This window comes from Sphingobium jiangsuense (genome assembly GCF_014196495.1).
Classification (GTDB): domain Bacteria; phylum Pseudomonadota; class Alphaproteobacteria; order Sphingomonadales; family Sphingomonadaceae; genus Sphingobium; species Sphingobium jiangsuense.
Window position 1 is genome coordinate 19,219 of the sequence record NZ_JACIDT010000005.1, and the last position, 16,590, is coordinate 35,808.

Annotated in this window: 11 protein-coding genes; 5 read left to right on the forward strand and 6 right to left on the reverse strand. The window is 66.7% G+C overall.

Annotated features, from left to right (window positions below; translation table 11 throughout):
* Positions 1–97: 97 nt before the first annotated feature.
* Both GGR43_RS08380 and GGR43_RS08385 read right to left on the reverse strand, forming a co-directional pair.
* Positions 98–1,060 carry an MBL fold metallo-hydrolase gene (locus tag GGR43_RS08380; protein ID WP_188071531.1) on the reverse strand — a complete coding sequence of 321 codons (963 nt, stop codon included), beginning with the start codon at positions 1,058–1,060 and terminating at the stop codon, positions 98–100.
* A complete protein-coding gene (locus tag GGR43_RS08385) occupies positions 1,060–1,806 on the reverse strand; it encodes an SDR family oxidoreductase (protein WP_188071532.1) in 747 nt (248 codons plus the stop codon). The genes GGR43_RS08380 and GGR43_RS08385 overlap by 1 nt, the downstream gene beginning before the upstream one ends.
* Before the next feature lie 244 nt (positions 1,807–2,050).
* Between GGR43_RS08385 and GGR43_RS08390 the strand changes: the two genes are divergently transcribed.
* Positions 2,051–3,736, forward strand: coding sequence for an FAD-dependent oxidoreductase (locus GGR43_RS08390; RefSeq protein WP_188071533.1), 1,686 nt, complete (start codon positions 2,051–2,053; stop codon positions 3,734–3,736).
* Here the strand turns inward: GGR43_RS08390 and GGR43_RS08395 are convergent.
* Positions 3,709–4,641, reverse strand: a complete 933-nt coding sequence (locus GGR43_RS08395; RefSeq protein ID WP_188071534.1) for a LysR substrate-binding domain-containing protein — start codon at positions 4,639–4,641, stop codon at positions 3,709–3,711. The two genes, GGR43_RS08390 and GGR43_RS08395, sit on opposite strands and share 28 nt — an antisense overlap.
* A gap of 293 nt (positions 4,642–4,934) precedes the next feature.
* Between GGR43_RS08395 and GGR43_RS08400 the strand changes: the two genes are divergently transcribed.
* Positions 4,935–7,298 carry a TonB-dependent receptor gene (locus tag GGR43_RS08400; RefSeq protein WP_188071535.1) on the forward strand — a complete coding sequence of 788 codons (2,364 nt, stop codon included), beginning with the start codon at positions 4,935–4,937 and terminating at the stop codon, positions 7,296–7,298.
* Between the two features lie 162 nt (positions 7,299–7,460).
* On the opposite strand, the gene GGR43_RS08405 is transcribed toward GGR43_RS08400, so the two are convergent.
* Genes GGR43_RS08405 through GGR43_RS08415 form a run of 3 tightly spaced genes read right to left on the reverse strand, consistent with a single transcriptional unit; the run spans position 7,461 to position 11,030 of the window.
* Positions 7,461–8,645: an amidohydrolase family protein gene (locus GGR43_RS08405; RefSeq protein WP_223177362.1), complete on the reverse strand. Its 1,185-nt coding sequence runs from the start codon at positions 8,643–8,645 to the stop codon at positions 7,461–7,463.
* 51 nt (positions 8,646–8,696) lie between these two features.
* A complete protein-coding gene (locus tag GGR43_RS08410) occupies positions 8,697–9,485 on the reverse strand; it encodes an alpha/beta fold hydrolase (RefSeq protein ID WP_188071536.1) in 789 nt (262 codons plus the stop codon).
* Between the two features lie 45 nt (positions 9,486–9,530).
* Positions 9,531–11,030: an amidohydrolase family protein gene (locus tag GGR43_RS08415; RefSeq protein ID WP_188071537.1), complete on the reverse strand. Its 1,500-nt coding sequence runs from the start codon at positions 11,028–11,030 to the stop codon at positions 9,531–9,533.
* Between the two features lie 1,045 nt (positions 11,031–12,075).
* Between GGR43_RS08415 and GGR43_RS08420 the strand changes: the two genes are divergently transcribed.
* The 3 genes from GGR43_RS08420 to GGR43_RS08430 are packed head-to-tail and all read left to right on the forward strand — an operon-like array spanning position 12,076 to position 16,534.
* Complete coding sequence (locus GGR43_RS08420) at positions 12,076–14,445, forward strand: TonB-dependent receptor (RefSeq protein WP_223177363.1); 2,370 nt, start codon at positions 12,076–12,078, stop codon at positions 14,443–14,445.
* A 10-nt stretch (positions 14,446–14,455) separates the two neighbouring features.
* Positions 14,456–15,796: an MFS transporter gene (locus GGR43_RS08425; RefSeq protein WP_188071539.1), complete on the forward strand. Its 1,341-nt coding sequence runs from the start codon at positions 14,456–14,458 to the stop codon at positions 15,794–15,796.
* Positions 15,797–15,814: 18 nt separating this feature from the next.
* Positions 15,815–16,534, forward strand: a complete 720-nt coding sequence (locus GGR43_RS08430) for an MBL fold metallo-hydrolase (RefSeq protein ID WP_188071540.1) — start codon at positions 15,815–15,817, stop codon at positions 16,532–16,534.
* Positions 16,535–16,590 lie beyond the last annotated feature (56 nt).

Sequence of the window (16,590 nt, forward strand, 5' to 3'; positions counted from 1 at the left end):
GGCCGTGTCGCGCATTTTCCGGCCAAGGGCAACCATTTGATTGCGCTCCGTCGCCGCTTGCAAGGCATCCTTCGCAATCAGACGCAGGGCCGGGCGGTCAGAAGCGGTCGAGGTCGTTCGCGATCGTGACCGGCCCGGCATACCAGCGCCTGATGATCGGGATGACCTCCGGGCCGGAGCCGGGATTGTGGGTTATCACGATATGCTTCGCGCCCGTGCGCGCGCCCAGCTTGCCGATCTCTTCCGCCGTCAGATGCTGGTCGGCGAAATGCGGCCGGATGGCGGCCAGCTGCGCGTCCGTCATCGCAGGCCGCGCCTTGCGCAGCGATGCCATCGCCGCATCGACATCGACGATCTCGCAGATCAGCAGGTCGACGCCCTTGGCCAGCCGCTCCACCGCCGCGCTCGGCCCGGTGTCGCCGGTATAGACGATGGAGCGGTCCGGCAGGTCGAACCGCAGCGAGAGCGACTGGAAGCGGCGCGCCTCGGCGCTGCCTTCGGGGAAGGAATAATGCGTGTTCGCGGCGACCGTCACGCGCGCCGTGCCGAGGGAGAAGCTGTCGCCGTCGCTCAGCTCGACCGTTTTCACCAGCGCGCCGGGCACGCGCGGGACATAGCCGGGCAGGCCGGGGCCGACCTCCGCCGCCGGTTGCATCGCCGCCAGCAAACCCTCCACCATCCGCCTGGTGCCGGGCGGGCCGTAGATGGTGAGTTCCCGTTCGACGGCGATCTGCTGATAGAGGCCGAGCAGCGCGAGCAGGCCGCCCATATGGTCGAAATGCAGGTGGCTGATGATCACCGCATCGATGCCGGTAGCCGGAACCCCGGCGCGGGCGAGCTGCCCCACCGCGCCGTCGCCGATGTCGATCACTATGTTGTGGCCGCCGGTGCGGAGCAGATTGGCCGGTTGCGCCCGCGTCGGATTCGGCAGCGGCCCGCCCATGGTGCCAAGCGTGATGAATTCCGCCCCCTCGCGCGGCGGTGGCGCGGCGGCGGTGGGCAGGGCGATGCAGGCGGCAAGCGCCAGCGCCAGCGCGGCCCCCGCCCTGCGCCGCGCCATCAGATCGTCCCCATCATGTCGTTGAATGCGGCCGTCATCGCGATCTCGTCCCCGCGCAGCCGGTTGCGCCGTTCCTGCGCGCCCGGCACGATCACCTCGTCCGCCTCGCCCGCCAGCGCGTCCATGGTATCGTGGATGAACCGGTCGAGCGGCATCGCCCGTTCGTCGGCCTTGCCGTTCAGCAGGTCGGTCTGGACATAGGGCGGGATGATCTCCCGCACCCGGACATGGGTGTCGCGCAGCGCATAGCGCTGGGCGAGGGTGAAGGAATGCAGCGCGGCCTTGGTGGCGCAATAGATGGAGACCTGGCTCAGCGGCAGATAGCCGAGCATCGAGGAGACATGGAGGATCGCCGCCTCGTCCTGCCGCTTGAAATGCTCGATCAGCGCGGAGGTCATGCGCACCGTGCCGATGAAGTTGATGCCGACCATCGCCGTCAGCGCCGCGTCGTCGATCGCGCTGCCGGGATCGTCGACCTGCTGGATTCCCGCGGCGTTGATCAGCATGTTGACCTTGGGGAAATCGGCGAGCAGGCGCGCCGCCGCCGCCGCGATGCTGTCCGGGTCGCCGATGTCCAGCGGGATGAAGGCCATGCCGGGATGGGCATTGGCGATATCCGCGAGCAGGCTCGCCCGGCGCCCGCCGATGATCACCTGATTGCCGCGCGCATGGAATTGCTCGGCCAGCGCCCGGCCGATGCCCGAACTGCCGCCGGTGATGAAGATCGTATGGCCCGTCAGTCGCATGCGTATGCTCCTCCGCCTTTCATATAGGATTACGGCAATCGATAGGGGCAAAGCCCTTTCGTGCGGCAGATAGGTGCCGATATCTGTCGTGATGTCGCGATGGAATCCTGTCGCCGCCGATACCGGAAGGCTATCGGTCGGGTCCGGGCGTTGCGATGCTGGCGCGGTATCGCAAGGCATCATCTGTCATCCTGCAAATCGAGTCCGGTCCTCATATGACAGTGCCGAGGAAGCCCGGAGAACCATGGTGATACAGCCGGAAAGCGCAGAAGACCCCGCCCGCGCGAGCGAGCCGGACGTCGTCATCGTCGGGGCCGGACCGGTCGGTCTGGCGACCGCCATCGAGCTCGCGACCAGAGGCATTTCCTGCCTGCTGATCGAGCGGCAGGAGCGGGCGGGCCATGCCCCCCGCGCCAAGACCACCCATACGCGGACGCGGGAGCATCTGCGCCGCTGGGGCATTGCGAAGGACCTTGCCGACGCCGCGCCGTTCGGGATCGACTATCCCTCGCACATCCTTTTCGTAACGCGGCTGGCCGGGCCGCTGATCGCCCGCTTCGAGCATGCGCTGAACTGCCGCCCCGAGCGGGACGAGCGCTATTCGGAGCACAGCCAGTGGATTCCGCAATATAGGCTGGAGGAGGTGCTGCGGAACCATGTCGCGACGCTGCCGCTGGCGAGGATCCGCTTCGGGCAGGAGTTCGTTTCTTTCGATCAGGATGACGGGAGCGTCCGCGTGCGCATCCGCGATGTCGAAAGCGGCGCCGAGCGCATCGTCGCAACGCGCTATCTGGTCGGCGCCGATGGTGCGCGCAGCACGGTGCGCGACCAGATCGGCGCGAAGATGATCGGCACCTACGGCCTGTCCCGCAATTACAACACGATCTTCCGCTCGGCCGGCCTGGCCGAGGCGCACGGGCACGGCCCCGGCATCATGTACTGGCAGATCAACGGCGACGTGCCGAGCCTCATCGGGCCGATGGACCAGCCCGATCTCTGGTATTTCATGCCCACCATGGTCCCGGAAGGCGTGCGCTTTACCGATGAGGAGACGCTCGACCTGATCCGCCGCTCGACCGGCATCGACCTGCCCTATGAGATATTGAGTTCCGACGAATGGGTCGCGAGCCGCCTGCTCGCCGACAGCTATTCGCGGGGCCGGGTGTTCCTTGCCGGGGACGCCTGCCACCTCCATCCGCCGTTCGGCGGCTTCGGGATGAACATGGGCGTTGCCGACGGCGTCGATCTCGGCTGGAAGATCGCCGCGACCTTGCAGGGCTGGGGCGGGGCCGGCCTGCTCGCGAGCTATGAGGCGGAGCGGCGGTTCGCGCATGAATATGTGCTGGACGAGGCCGAATCCAACCACAGCCTCAATCCCAACCGCCTGTTCCGGCCGGAAATGGAGGCGATGACGCCCGCGGGCGAACAGGCGCGGCGGGAAGTCGCCGATCTGGTCTGGAAGCACAAGACCAGCGAATTCTATGCGCTGGGCGTCGTGCTCGGCTATTGCTACCAGCAGTCGCCGGTCATCGTCGATGACGGCACGATGAAGGACTGGGTCCGTTCGCGCGATTATGTTCCGCAGGCGATTCCGGGGTGCCTCGCGCCGCATCGCTGGATCGACGGGGACCGCTCGCTCTACGATCTGTTCGGGCCGGGCTTCACGCTGCTGGCGATGGCGGATGCGGACGAGGCCGATATCGCGGCGGCGGGCGCCGGGGCCGGACGGCTCGGCATACCGCTGACGGTGCTGCGCCTGCCCGACCCGGCTTTCGCGGAGCTTTACGGCGCGCGGCTCGCCCTTGTCCGGCCGGACCAGCATGTCGCGTGGCGCGGGGATGCATGGCCCGATGCCGATATCCTCGCCATCGTCACCGGGCACGCCCCCGCCGCGTCCGCCGCTCAGGCTGGGCTGGCGCGCTCCGCATAATTGCCGCCGACGCGGCAGATCAGGTCGGCCAGATGCTCGGCCATCGGCGTCAGCGGCAGGTCGCGGCGCCGGGCGAGGTAAACGGACGGCGCGGGAAGGGGCGCGAACATCTTGAGCGGGGCGACGTTGCTCGCCGTCGGTTCATAGTCGAGCCACTGGCGCGGGAGAATGGCCAGTAGGTCGGAATTGGCGACGGTCAGCATCGTCACGAGCACCGAACGGGCATGCACGACCACCTTCGGCATCGGCATGCCCTTTTCCTTGAACCACTGCTCGAAGCCGATGTCCCTGGTGCGGGTGGTGTTGTGGCTCATCGTCAGCGTCGTATCGATCCAATGGGCGTCCGCCAGATCGTCGAAACTGGTCGCGCCGGCCAGCGGATGGCCCTTGCGGGCGATGACGACCCGGTCATTGTCGAAAATCTTCTCGACAAGAAGGCGCGGCGACGCGCCGACATGGGAAATCGGGCCGACATAGAGCTCCAGCTTGCCTTCCAGTATTTCCGGTTCGGCCGCCGGAAACAGGCTTTCCGAGATCTTGAGCAGCGCATCGGGGTAGGTCTTGCGGAAATAGCTGTGGACCTTGGGCCACAGCGCGATGCTCGACGCCGATGAAAGGGCGATCGAAACCTGCCCCGTGGTCTGCCCCTTCAACTGCTTTATCTCTTCCTCCGCGCGGCGCATCTCGGCCTGGATGGCCTCGGCGCGGCGGGCGAAGATGCGGCCCATCTCGGTAAGGCGCACCCCCTTGGCGTAGCGTTCGAACAGGGGCACGCCCAGCTCATGCTCGATATCGCGGATGCTGCGGGTGATGGCGGGCTGGGCTATGCCCAGATGACGCCCGGCCGCCCGCAGGCTGCCATGTTCCGATACCGCCAGTACATCGCGCAAATGTGAAAGCTTCATTCGCCTCTCCTCTTCCGCGGGGCCGGTCGTTTCTCGCCTGCGCCTCCTGCATCCGATAGGTTTTTAGTATCGCATCGCGGTCAACGCCATCTTTTTCCATTGCTTTCAAGAAGGCCGCCCCGCTTTCGGTTGCCGTCCGATACAATAGGGCCGTACGCGCCATTGCGATAACTAACTTATATCGCTGCGGCCAATCCACTATCGTTCGACGACAGAAACGATGGGCTAGACTTTCGCGGTCGGCATGAAGACCTGCGTTCGACAGGCCGTTCAAATATAATGGGGGAGAGATCATGCGAAAGATTTTGCTGGGCACCGCCGCGATCATCATGACCATTCCGCAAGTCGCGTCCGCGCAAGGGCAGGCGGCTGACGACAGCGCAAGCAGCGGGGGCCTTGAGGCGATCGTCGTCACCGCGCAGCGCGTGCAGGAAAATCTCCAGCGCGCCGCCGTCGCGGTCGATGTCGTGAGCGGCGGCGATCTTGTCGATGCGGGCATCACCGATGCGGGGCGTCTGGGCGATCTCGTTCCCGCCGTCACCGTCGAGAAGCTCGGCACCGGCAATGTCATCTTCATGCGCGGCGTCGGCAATTTCACCGTCGTTTCGGTGAGCGATCCGGCCATCGCCTTCAACTATGACGGCGTCTATATCGGCCGGCCCACATCGACGCAGGGCAGCTTCTTCGATCTTCAGCGCGTCGAGGTGCTGAAGGGACCGCAGGGCACGCTCTATGGCCGCAACGCCACCGGCGGCGCGATCAACGTCATCCCGCAGCGGCCGAAGCTCGGCGAATTTTCGGGCTATGCGACGGCCAGCTACGGCAATTATGACGAAATCATCGCCGAGGGGGCGGTCAACGTGCCGATGGGCGACAACGGCGCGCTGCGCGTGTCGGGCAACGTCATCGACCGCGACGGCTATTACCGGGACGGCACGAACGACGAGAAATCCTGGGCGCTGCGCGTCCAGATGATGGCCGAGCTGACGCCGGAGCTGACCGTGCGCGTGGCGGCCGATTATACCGATCAGGGCGGCGTCGGGACGGGCAGCGGCTATGTGGGCCGCTATCAGTATACCGGGCCGGGGGGCTATGTCTTCATCCCCTTCACCGGCTCTCAGGCCGACGGCATCTACAGCGATGCGTCGCAGGCGTTCCGGCGGGTCGCGCTGGCCGGTCCGGCCGGAAGCCCGGTCGGGCCGCTGGAATATTATCCCTATCGCAACAACCAGCATTTCGGTTTCAACGCGGAAATCGAATATGATGCGGGCTTCGGCACCTTCACGCTGATCCCGGCCTATCGCAATTCGCAGCTCGATTTCGTGTCGGCCAATCCGGCCTTCCTGTTCCGCCAGAACGAGACGGACGAGCAGTACAGCCTCGAAGCGCGACTGACCGGCAACCGTATCGGCATTTTCGATTACACGATCGGCGGCTTTTATTATAACGAGAAGATCGACAGCAGGCAGGGCATCTATATCTCGGCGCTCGCCTCCCAGCTGCACGACAAGCTCGAAACCACGTCCTTCGCGCCCTTCGCGCGGCTGACCGCCCATCTGTCGGACCGGCTGCGGGTCGTCGGCGGCGTGCGCTACACGCATGACAAGAAGACCTTTTCCGAGACCGGCGCGGCGGGCACCATCGTCTGCCAGAGCACGCCGCCGGTCTGCCCCAATGCGCCGCTGTTCCCATTCGACAGCGATCTCAACAATCTGCCCTTCCCTTTCCCGGCGGCGGGCCAGATTCCCCCGGTCATGCCGGTCGGCGGCGGGGCCATCGGCATCCGCACCGAGCGCGTGCAGAACAACCGCCTCGTCAACAAGCGGGTGACGTGGCGCGGGGCGGTCGAATTCGACATGGCGCCGCAATCGCTGCTCTATGCCAGCGTCGAGACCGGCTTCCGCTCGGGCGGTTTTTCGGGCGCGGCCGGTTTTCCGACCTATGACCCGGAATATATCACCGCCTATACGCTCGGATCCAAGAACCGCTTCTTCGACAACCGGGTGCAGATCAACCTGGAAGCCTTTTATTGGGAGTATAAGGACCAGCAGGTCAATTTCGTTGGCCTCGACGCGGCGGGAAATACCGCGAACATGACCAAGAATATCGGCCGTTCGAAGATCAAGGGCGTAGAGGCGGAATCCCAGTTCCTCGTCACGCCGACCACGCTGCTCAGCGCCAATGTCCAGTATCTCGACGCGAAGGCGACCTCGTTCGTCTATCAAAGCCCCGCGACGGGCCTGCCGCCGCTGACCGGCTGCGCAGTGTCGCCCAATCCCGATCCGCTGCTGCTGGATGTCGATTGCTCCGGGTTCCAGGCCTATAATTCGCCGAAATGGACGATCAACCTCGCCGCCCAGCAGACGATCCCGCTGGGCGATCACAAGCTGGTCATCGCCGGGGACACCCAGTACAAGACCAGCCGCTATATCGCCTTTGCCTATCTCGATACGCAGCGGGCGCCGTCGATGTGGCGCAGCAATGCGCAAATCTCGTTCATGCCCGAAAACGAGCGCTGGTCGATCACGGCCTTCGTCCGCAATATCGAGAATGAACGCCAGCCCTTCTTCGCGACCAACGCGCCGGTCACCAACTTCCTGGTGACGAGCACGTCCGCGCCCCGCACCTACGGCGCGCGCGCTTCGGTCAAGTTCTGATCGGGGAGGGAGGCCCGGCCGAAGAGGCCGGGCCTCGTCGTCCGGTGAATGCCGCAAAAGCGCGGGCTGCTGATCTTCGGGAATGCGCGGAACGGCGAACCGGGTTGAGCGAAACCGGTTCGCCGTTCCGCCTTGCCTTACGATTCCCGGAAGGAAGCTTTTCTACGCGGGCGAGGGCGCGGCGTCCGCACGAACGGGCCGGGCCTGCAACAGCGCGCGGGCATTGTCGACGTAGATTTTCTGCCGCACCGGATCCGGCAGGCCAAGCTCCTCGACGGAGCGGATGCCGTCGCGGATGAACATCGGCCCGCCCTGTGGATCGAAGGGGCAGTCGCTGGCGAAGACGATATGGTCGGGGCCGAAGAAATCCAGCCCGCAGCGCAGTGCCGACGACGATCCGCCGAGCACCGTGTCGCCGTAGAACATCTTGAAATAGTCCATGAACGGGCGCTTCAGCGTCTTCAATATCCGGCTGTAATCCTCGTCCGCCGTGCGGGAGCCGAGCTGCGCCCACAGGGTTTCGGCCCGTCCGGCGAAATAGGGCAGCATGCCGCCGCAATGATGGGTGATGATCCGCATCGTCGGCAGCCGGTCCAGCATGCCGGAAAAGACGATCCGCGCCATCGCCGCCGTGGTTTCATAGGGCCAGCCCATGACCTGCCAGATTTCGTAGCGCGACCGGGCCTCGGCGGAATAGTCGGTCATCGCCGCCGAGCGGGCGGGGTGCATCCAGATCGGCACGCCATGATGATTGGTGGCGCGCTCGAAGATCGGGAAGAATGCCGGATCGTCCAGCGGGCGGCCGCCCACATTGGTCTTGATCTCTATGCCCTTCGCGCCGAGCGACCCGATCGCCCGGTCCATTTCCCTGAGCGCCTCGGCGACATTGTTCATCGGCAGCGCGGCGACGAAGGCGGGAAATTTCTTCGGATGGCGGGCGCAGATCTGCGCCATGCCGTCATTGGCGAGCCGCGCCAGCATCGGGGATTCCTCCGGCCCGGCGATCTCCTCCGGCGAAGGGGTGGCGAGGGTTACGACCTGCACCACCTCCGGCCATTCGTTCAATATCTCGATCCGCGCATCCATGTCCCACAGCGCGCGGATGCCGGTGAGGCGCTTGACCATGCCGGGGTTCGCATAGCCGCGCTGGACCATCTCCAGATAGGGGCGCGGCATCACATGGTTGTAGATGTCGATCTTGGTCGAGGCGGCGGCGGGAGCCGCAACGGCCGCCGCGCCCTGCGCCGCCGCCGCCTTGCCCGGAGAAGCCGCCGCGCAGCACAGGCCGATGCCGATCGCGCCGGTCATCGCCTCCCGCCGGGAAACAGGGGTGGGGCCGTCCGTCATCGCCTTCCTCCTTCTCGTGCCGGAATCCGCCGGCGGGCCGCGCCGTCCCGCTCAGGCCGCCCTGGGCGGGATACGCGCTTCGGCTGCCGTCCAGAAATCGCCGACCATCGCGTTGAACATTTCCTCGTTCCATTGCGGGAAATGGTTGGGCGCGGGGCAGATGGCGTGCGTGCCGCCGCCCACCTCGGCCGCCAGCTCGTCCGTCTCCATGAAGGCGGCATTGGAGCCGCTCGATATCACCAGCAGCGGAATGCCCGCCTTGCGGACGCTTTCCAGCCATCCGGTCATCAGAGCTTTCGATGGCAGGCGGCATTGCTTCAGCGACGCGCCGAGGCTGGACAGATCGGCCTTGGTCAGCGCGAACTCGTCGGGAATGCCGAGCAGGTCCATCACCTTGCGCGCCCTGGTGGCGTTGGACCAGGGGAGGATGAAGGCCGCCGCCATGCGCAGCAGCACCTTGCGGACGGCCGGCTTGCCCGCCGCCATCTTCAGCAGCGCGGGTTCGATCAGCACCAGCGACCTGACCGCTTCGGGCCGCCGCGCCGTCGCCGCCAGCGCGACCAGCCCGCCGAAGGAATGGCCGACGAGATGCGCGCCGTCCTCCAGCAGATCGGCGACCCATGGGCCATCGGCCTCGGCATCGTCGGGCCGCCCCGGCGCGGGGCTGGCGCCATGGCCGGGCCGGTCGGGGACGATGATCTGCCACCCCTGCGCCGCCAGCGCTTCCTGCGCCCGGAAATTGGCGTGCCCGGCCGCACTGGTGCCCTGCGTGCCGCCGTGCACCAGCACGACGCGCGGGCCGGCGCTGCCCCACCGGGTGATGTGGATGTTCTGGGTCACATGTCCTCCGTTCATGGCAAGCTCAAAAAGGGGCCGGACGGGCCGTCACCGCAACGCCGCCGCGGCGCGTTCCTTGATCGCGTCCAGCGCCGCCTTGTCATAATAGCGGCCCGCGCGCACGACGCCGCTGATCCTGTGCAGATTGTCCGCGCTTTCGACCGGGTTCGCGTCCAGCAGGACCAGATCGGCGGCCTTGCCCGCCTCCACCGTGCCCATCGTCGCTTCCCGCTTCAGATAGCGGGCGGCGTCGAGCGTCGCCATTTGCAGGATATGGAGCGGCGGTATCCCGCTGCCCGCCAGCAGGTCGAACTCATGATGCAGCGACTGGCCGGGCACCAGCCATTGACCGCCGAAATCGGTTCCCGCGGCCATTTTCACACCGCTCTCGTCGAACAGCTTCGCCAGCTTGCGCAGCCGGTCGAACAGCTCGGCCAGCGTCTTGCGCTGGTCGGACGACACTTTGGCGTCGAAATCCTCGCCCACCTCGCGCCACAGGGTCCGCGATTGCGGCGGCACATAGCGCAGCGCCGGGTTGTCGCGCAGCGAGGGATCGTTGCCGAGATACATCGCCTCCAGCCGCGTCAGCGTCGGCATCACCCAGGTCTGGCTGTCCGCCAGCTCGGTCGCCAGCGCCTTGCACCGGGCCTCGTCATAGGTCGCGAGCACGCGCTTTATGAGGGCGTAGCCCTGCGGCGGGGTCAGCAGCACCGGATTGGCCGTCAGCCGGGCGAGGCTCGCCGCGTCGCGACCGAAGTCGATATGATGGTCGTCGGCCGGCGGCGCCTTCGCCATCATGGCGCGGATCGGCGCTTCGTCGGTCGAGCAGGACAGCAGCAGGCTGATCGTCGGCCCCATATGCTCGATCGCGTCCATGCCGTGCCGGATCGCCTCATGTGGCGACACCGTTGCGGGCATGTGTCCGGCATAGGCCAGGCCGAGCGCCTCGGCTTCGTCCGCCCCGGCGAGGAAGGCGTCGTGGGGCGCGTCGACCACCTTGATGAAGTCGGCCCCGGCGGCCTTCTGCTTGCGGATCTCGGCCTTGATGCCTTCCGGCGTCGCCACCGCCGGGCCTGCCAGCACCGGGCCGGGCAGCGCGAGCAGCGCGGGGCCTTCGGCGGGAACGAGCGGATTCCCGGCGGCGCGGGCGGCAAGCTGTTCGGCCGAGCCGACCATCTGGCGGAAGCCGGTGACGCCGTTGGCGAGCATCAGCGGCAGGCTGGTTTCCGGGCTGGCGCTGTTGATGTTGTGGGAATGCATGTCGTTATAGCCGGGGACGACATAGCGGCCCCGCGCATCGACCACGCGCGCATCTCCGGCGGGGATCGAACCGGCGGCGGCGATCCGTTCGATGCGCCCGTCGCGGATCAGGATCGCCCGGTCGGGCGTCAGGCCGCCGTCGCGGACATCGACCACGGTCACATGGTCGAGCACGAGCGCGCTTTCGGGCCCGCCTCCGGCCTGCGCCTGCTGGCCGGTCGTTGCACATCCGGCGACCAATGCCGCCAGCGGCGCAGACAGCATGCAGCGGCGGATGATGCGTTTCATTGTCTGTCCTCCCCCTCGATCCTTCCGGCTGGCGCTGGATGGTCCTGTTCCTTGTGCGGGCCGATGGCGGCAGGCCCTCGTCCCGATGCGGGTTTCTACCGCCTGCCCTTGGAAGATGCATCCCCGGCGGGCGGAGGCCCTCCGCCCGTGCACGATAATCCGCCGCCCCGGATCGCGAAGATTGCAATATCGACGGAGCGATACATGCCTGGTATCGCACAGGGCTTTTCCGGCCGGCTCATTTCTCCACCCAATCGGATATCCGGGCGTGGCCAGGATTGCCCGGTGGATATCGCCAGCTTTGACCAATGATCTGGCCTTCCAATCCCTTTCCGAGGTCATATGGATTGCGGTCATCAGCGCCCTCAGCAGGGTGCCCTGATGCCTTTGTAGATCGTGTCGTCCGCGACTTCGACGTGCTGGGGCGAAAACCCGGACGCATTCCCATCGATAACTGTCCTTTCCAAGCTGGAACCGGGGCTATGGACCTTGATCGTCAGTTCACGTGCGGTTGAGGCCCCGATAGGTCGAGTCTTCGGCATGGTCTCGGTCCTCGCGGTATCGGCACATGGTTGCGCTTGTGGAAAGCCGATCGGGCGAGGATGTTGCCGGATGGGTATCGGCAAAATATCCCGGAAGGACAGGACGGCCATCGGCCGACAGGCGCAGTCCCGGTGTCATGGCCCCGCGTCATCCGGACCGTGATGATGCCTTCGAAGCAACCGGTCGTCTGTCGTTCCAGCTTGTACAATATCCGGGTGCATCGGGCCATAAGCGGCGTTGAGGCCATGAGAAGCCGGTGCGGTGCGCCGACCAGCCGGTGGACGCCCGCCGCGGAATATTCCGGCGGTCCGACATCGTGGGCGATGGTGCTCCCTGTACGCAGGCGATCCAGCCCGCAGGTCGGCCGAGCCGGGGCGCTATATATCACTTGGGTAACAACCCGGCGGAACTGCCATCTATGCCGTTTCCCCCGCAAGCAATACTCCCGGTGGCGAAACACCGCCGGTCATAGCCGGGCGTGGACGATGAAGGGGAGTGGATTATGGCGATTTTTTCTTGCAAAACCCTGCTTCGGCTTTCGGTTGCGATGGCCATCGTGCCCGCGCCGGTGCTGGCGCAGACGGCCCAGCCGGGCGGGGCCGGCGAAACGGGGACAGTCGAGACCGGCGATAACGGCGGGTTGGTCGATATCGTGGTGACGGCGCAGCAGCGCGGGGAAAATCTCCAGCGCGCCGCCGTGCCGGTGTCGGTCGTGACGGGCGCGGATCTCGTCAAGTCGGGCACCACCGGCCTCGGCGCGCTGACCTCGGTTCCGGCGCTGCAGGTCGCGGCGGGCGGACAGGGCAATCTGGTCTTCATTCGCGGCGTCGGCAATTTCTCGTTTCTGCCGAGCAGCGATCCCGCCGCCGCGTTCAACTATGACGGCATCTATGTCGGGCGCTCCAGCTCGACGGTCGGCAATTTCTTCGACCTCGAACGGATCGAGGTGCTCAAGGGGCCGCAGGGCACGCTCTATGGCCGCAACGCTACGGCGGGCGCGATCAACGTGCTTCCGGTGCAGCCGAAGCTCGGCGAAACCTCGGGCTATGCGATGGCGTCCTACGGCAATTACGATGCGATCAACGCCGAGGGCGCGGTCAATGTCGGGCTGGGCGACAATGCGGGCTTCCGCCTGTCGGGCAGCTATACCAAGCATGACGGTTATCTGCGCGACGGCACCACCGCCGACGATTCCGGCGCGGTGCGCGCGCAGCTGAAGGTGGAGCTCTCGCCCGCGCTGACCGTCCGCCTTTCCGCCGACTATGCGCATCAGGGCGGGGTTGCCGGCGGCGCGACCTATCTCGGCAAATATGCGTTCGACGCGACGGCGGGCCGGTTCGTCGTGACGCCCTCCGGCTTCGCGCCCGGCGAGGGGCTGTCCACGCCTGCAGCGTCGGCCTATCGCACCTCGAACGGCGCGGCGGGCACGCTGCCCGGCCGCTTCCTCGATCCGCTCGCGCGCCTGCCCTATTCGAACTTCGACATTTACGGCGCCCATGCGCAGATCGATCTCCAGACGTCGATCGGCACGCTGACGCTGATTCCCGCATGGCGGCATGCGCGCAAGGACAATTTCAACGTCCAGTCGGGCCAGAATGTCGGCAACCTTCAGGATTCGGACCAGTATTCGGTCGAGGCGCGGCTGGTCAGCAACCCCGGCCGGCGGATCGACTATATCCTCGGCGCCTATTATTTCAGCGAGCGGATCGACGACGACACCCATAATTCGACCGGCGCGGTCGCCAATTTCCTGACCGCCCGCTACACCACCAAGTCGCCGTCCGCCTATGCCCGCCTGACCTTTCACGCGACCGACTGGCTGCGCTTCACCGGCGGCCTGCGCTATACCGAGGACCGCAAGACGTTCACCAGCCTGGCGAGGACGCTGCAACTGAGCTGCACCGTGCCCGCCAACTGCCCGACCATGCCGCTGATGCCCTATACGCGGACCTTCGGCGAGCAGCCGGTCCGTCCGGCGGTCAATGGCGGGACTGCGCCCTTCGCGCCGGGCGTGATCGTGCGCCTGCTCGAAACCCCGGCCGCCGGGTCGGCGAAGACCGACAAGCTCACCTGGCGCGGCGCGGTCGAGCTCGATGTCGGGCCGAGCTCGATGCTCTATGCGAGCGCCGAGACCGGGTATCGCGCGGGCGGCTTCAACAATGACGCCCCCTATGCGCCGGAGAATATCACCGCCTATACGATCGGCATGAAGAACCGCTTCTTCGGCAACCGCTTCCAGCTCAACGCCGAGCTGTTCGACTGGAAGTACAAGGACCAGCAGCTGAGCTTCCTCGGCATCGACGGCACCGGGCGCGTCGGCGTCATCACCCGCAATATCGGCCGCTCGTCGATCCGGGGCGCGGAAGTGGAAGCGCTGGCGCGGCCGCTGGCGAACACCACGCTGCGCGCGGCGGTGCAATATGTCGACGCGACCTACAAGTCGTTCGTCTACCAGACTCCGGCCCGCCCGTTCGTCGGCTGCAACGTCACGCCGACCGGCGCGCTGTTCACCGTGGACTGTTCGGGCAAGCGGCTGTTCAACTCGCCCAAATGGACGCTCAACCTCGCCGCGCAGCAGGTTATTCCGCTGGGCGATCTGCAGCTGACGATCGATGCCGACACCCAGTACCGGTCGAGCCGCGAGACGGGCTTCGAGTATATCGCCGAGGAGCGGCAGGGCGCGACCTGGATCTCCAACGCGCAGATATCGCTTGGCCAGGCCGATGGCCGCTGGTCGATCGCCGCCTTCGTGCGCAATATCGAGAACGACCGCTACCAGATCTACGCCACGCCGGTCCCCGGCTCCAACCTGATCGCGGGCATCGACGCCACGCCGCGGACCTACGGCGTCCGCCTGGCGACGCGGTTCTGACATGGCGGCGGTGAGCATCGCTTCCCCGGCAGGCCCCGGCGAGGAGGAGCAGGCTCCCCTCGCCGCCGGGCCGATGAGCCGGCCGCAGATCGTTGCGGCCTGCATCGCCGTGCTGATCGCCGCGCTGGACGGCTATGACCTGCTCGCCATGGCCTTTGCCGCGCCGGCGCTGACGCTGGACTGGGGGCTGGACAAGGCGACGGTCGGCTTCCTGCTGTCTACCGCGCTGATCGGCATGGCGATCGGATCGCTGGGCCTGTCGCCGCTGGCCGATGTGGTCGGGCGCAGGCCGGCGGTGCTAGGCGCGATCGGGCTGACGATCGTCGGGTCGCTGCTGTCGGCGCTGTCGCTCTCGGTCCCGCTGCTCGCGTTCAGCCGCATCCTCACCGGAATGGGCATCGGCACGCTCGTCCCGCTGACGACCACGATCGCGTCGGAATTCGTCAATGCGAAGTCGCGCCCGTTCGCGATCGCGGCGACGACCGTCGGCCTGCCGGTCGGCTCGATCATCGGCGCGCTGGTCGCGGCGCTCCTGCTCCGCCATTTCGGCTGGCATTCGGTGTTCCTGTCCGGGGCGATCGCGGGCACGATGGTGCTGCTGGTGGTCGCCGTCGCGCTACCCGAATCCCCGGCCTTCCTCATCGCCCGCCGTCCGGCCGACGCGCTGGCGCGGCTGAACCGGGTGATGGCCCGGCTGGGCCGCGCGCCGGTGCAGGACCTGCCGCCGGGCAGGACGCGGGAGCGCGCGTCCTACAAGGCGCTGTTCACGCCGGAGCTGATCGCGACGACGCTGCGCTTCGTCGCGATCCAGGTGCTGGTTTCGACCTCGGCCTATTATCTCATCAACTGGCTGCCGCAGCTGATCGCCGACATGGGCTTTTCCCCCTCGACCGCGAGCCTCGCCTCGGCGGCGTCGAGCGTGGTCGGCATCTTTTCCGGCCTGTTGTTCGGGGCGGTGGCGACGCGGTTCGGCCCGGCGCCGCTGGCGGGCGCGGCGATGATCGGCTTCGGCATCGCGATCGCGGTGTTCGGCGTGGTTCCGCCCCATCTTTCGGCGGTGATCGTGGCGGCCAGCGCCTGCGGCTTCTTCCTCAACGGCTGCACCGGCATCTTCTTCGCGACGGTTGCGGCGAGCTTCCCGCCACTCAGCCGCGTTTCGGGCATCGGCTTCGTGATGGGGATCGGACGGGTGTTCAGCATCCTCGGCCCGACGCTCGCGGGCTGGCTGTTCGGCGCGGGGCTGACGCGCGCCGGGGTCTCGCTGATCTTCGGGGTTGCGCCGGTCGTCGCGGGCCTGCTCCTGTTGAGCACGGTGGTGGGGAGGCGGCCCAAGGGCCCCGCCGCCGCCTGACAGAACCGGAGGAACCGCATGCCGTTCACGCCAGTCACCGATGATCTGTTTGTCCTCCGCGGCCCGGTGAACATCTATCTGCTGCGGGTGCATGACGGCTATGCGCTGGTCGACACCGGCTTTCCGGGCAGCGAGAAGAAGCTCTTGCAGGCGCTGGCGGAGCTGGGCGTCGCGCCGGAGGACATCCGGCATATCCTGCTGACCCATGCCCATCCCGATCATATCGGCAGCGCCGCCGCGATAAAGCGCCTGACGGGTGCGAAGGTCTATGCCAGCGCGATCGACGCGCCGATCATCGAGGCGGGCACCGGCTTCCGCCCCGGCACGGCATCGCCGGGCTGGCGCAACAGGGCGGTGATGGCGATCATCTCGCGGATCATCCGCAAGGTGCCGCCGACGCTGGTCGACCATAAGCTGCACGGCCATGACGGCGTGCCGTTCCTCAACGATTTCACCAGCATCCCGGCGCCGGGGCATTGCGCCGGGCAACTGGCGTTCCTGTGGAACCGCGCGGGCGGCATCCTGTTCGCCGCCGACACCACGATCAACCGCGGCGGCGGAATGAAGCTGACCGCCGGGAACGAGGATATCGACGAGGCCCGGCGCAGCCTCGCCCGGCTGGCCGAGCACAGCTTCGAGATCATCTGCTTCGGCCATGGGCCGGTGGTGACATCGGGCGGCGACGCGCTGTGGCGCAGCGTCTGGCTGCATGGTCCCGAAGCCGCGCCCCGATCGTGAAGTGACAGTCCGCCGCCGATCCGGCACCACTATATTCGACCTGAAGGAGTTCTGAA

Coding starts and splice junctions, on each gene's coding strand:
- GGR43_RS08395 (WP_188071534.1), bottom strand. CDS start 4,641: ATGAAGCTTTCACATTTGCGCGATGTACTGGCGGTATCGGAACATGGC.
- GGR43_RS08430 (WP_188071540.1), top strand. CDS start 15,815: ATGCCGTTCACGCCAGTCACCGATGATCTGTTTGTCCTCCGCGGCCCG.
- GGR43_RS08420 (WP_223177363.1), top strand. CDS start 12,076: ATGGCGATTTTTTCTTGCAAAACCCTGCTTCGGCTTTCGGTTGCGATG.
- GGR43_RS08415 (WP_188071537.1), bottom strand. CDS start 11,030: ATGAAACGCATCATCCGCCGCTGCATGCTGTCTGCGCCGCTGGCGGCA.
- GGR43_RS08385 (WP_188071532.1), bottom strand. CDS start 1,806: ATGCGACTGACGGGCCATACGATCTTCATCACCGGCGGCAGTTCGGGC.
- GGR43_RS08400 (WP_188071535.1), top strand. CDS start 4,935: ATGCGAAAGATTTTGCTGGGCACCGCCGCGATCATCATGACCATTCCG.
- GGR43_RS08390 (WP_188071533.1), top strand. CDS start 2,051: ATGGTGATACAGCCGGAAAGCGCAGAAGACCCCGCCCGCGCGAGCGAG.
- GGR43_RS08380 (WP_188071531.1), bottom strand. CDS start 1,060: ATGGCGCGGCGCAGGGCGGGGGCCGCGCTGGCGCTGGCGCTTGCCGCC.
- GGR43_RS08405 (WP_223177362.1), bottom strand. CDS start 8,645: ATGACGGACGGCCCCACCCCTGTTTCCCGGCGGGAGGCGATGACCGGC.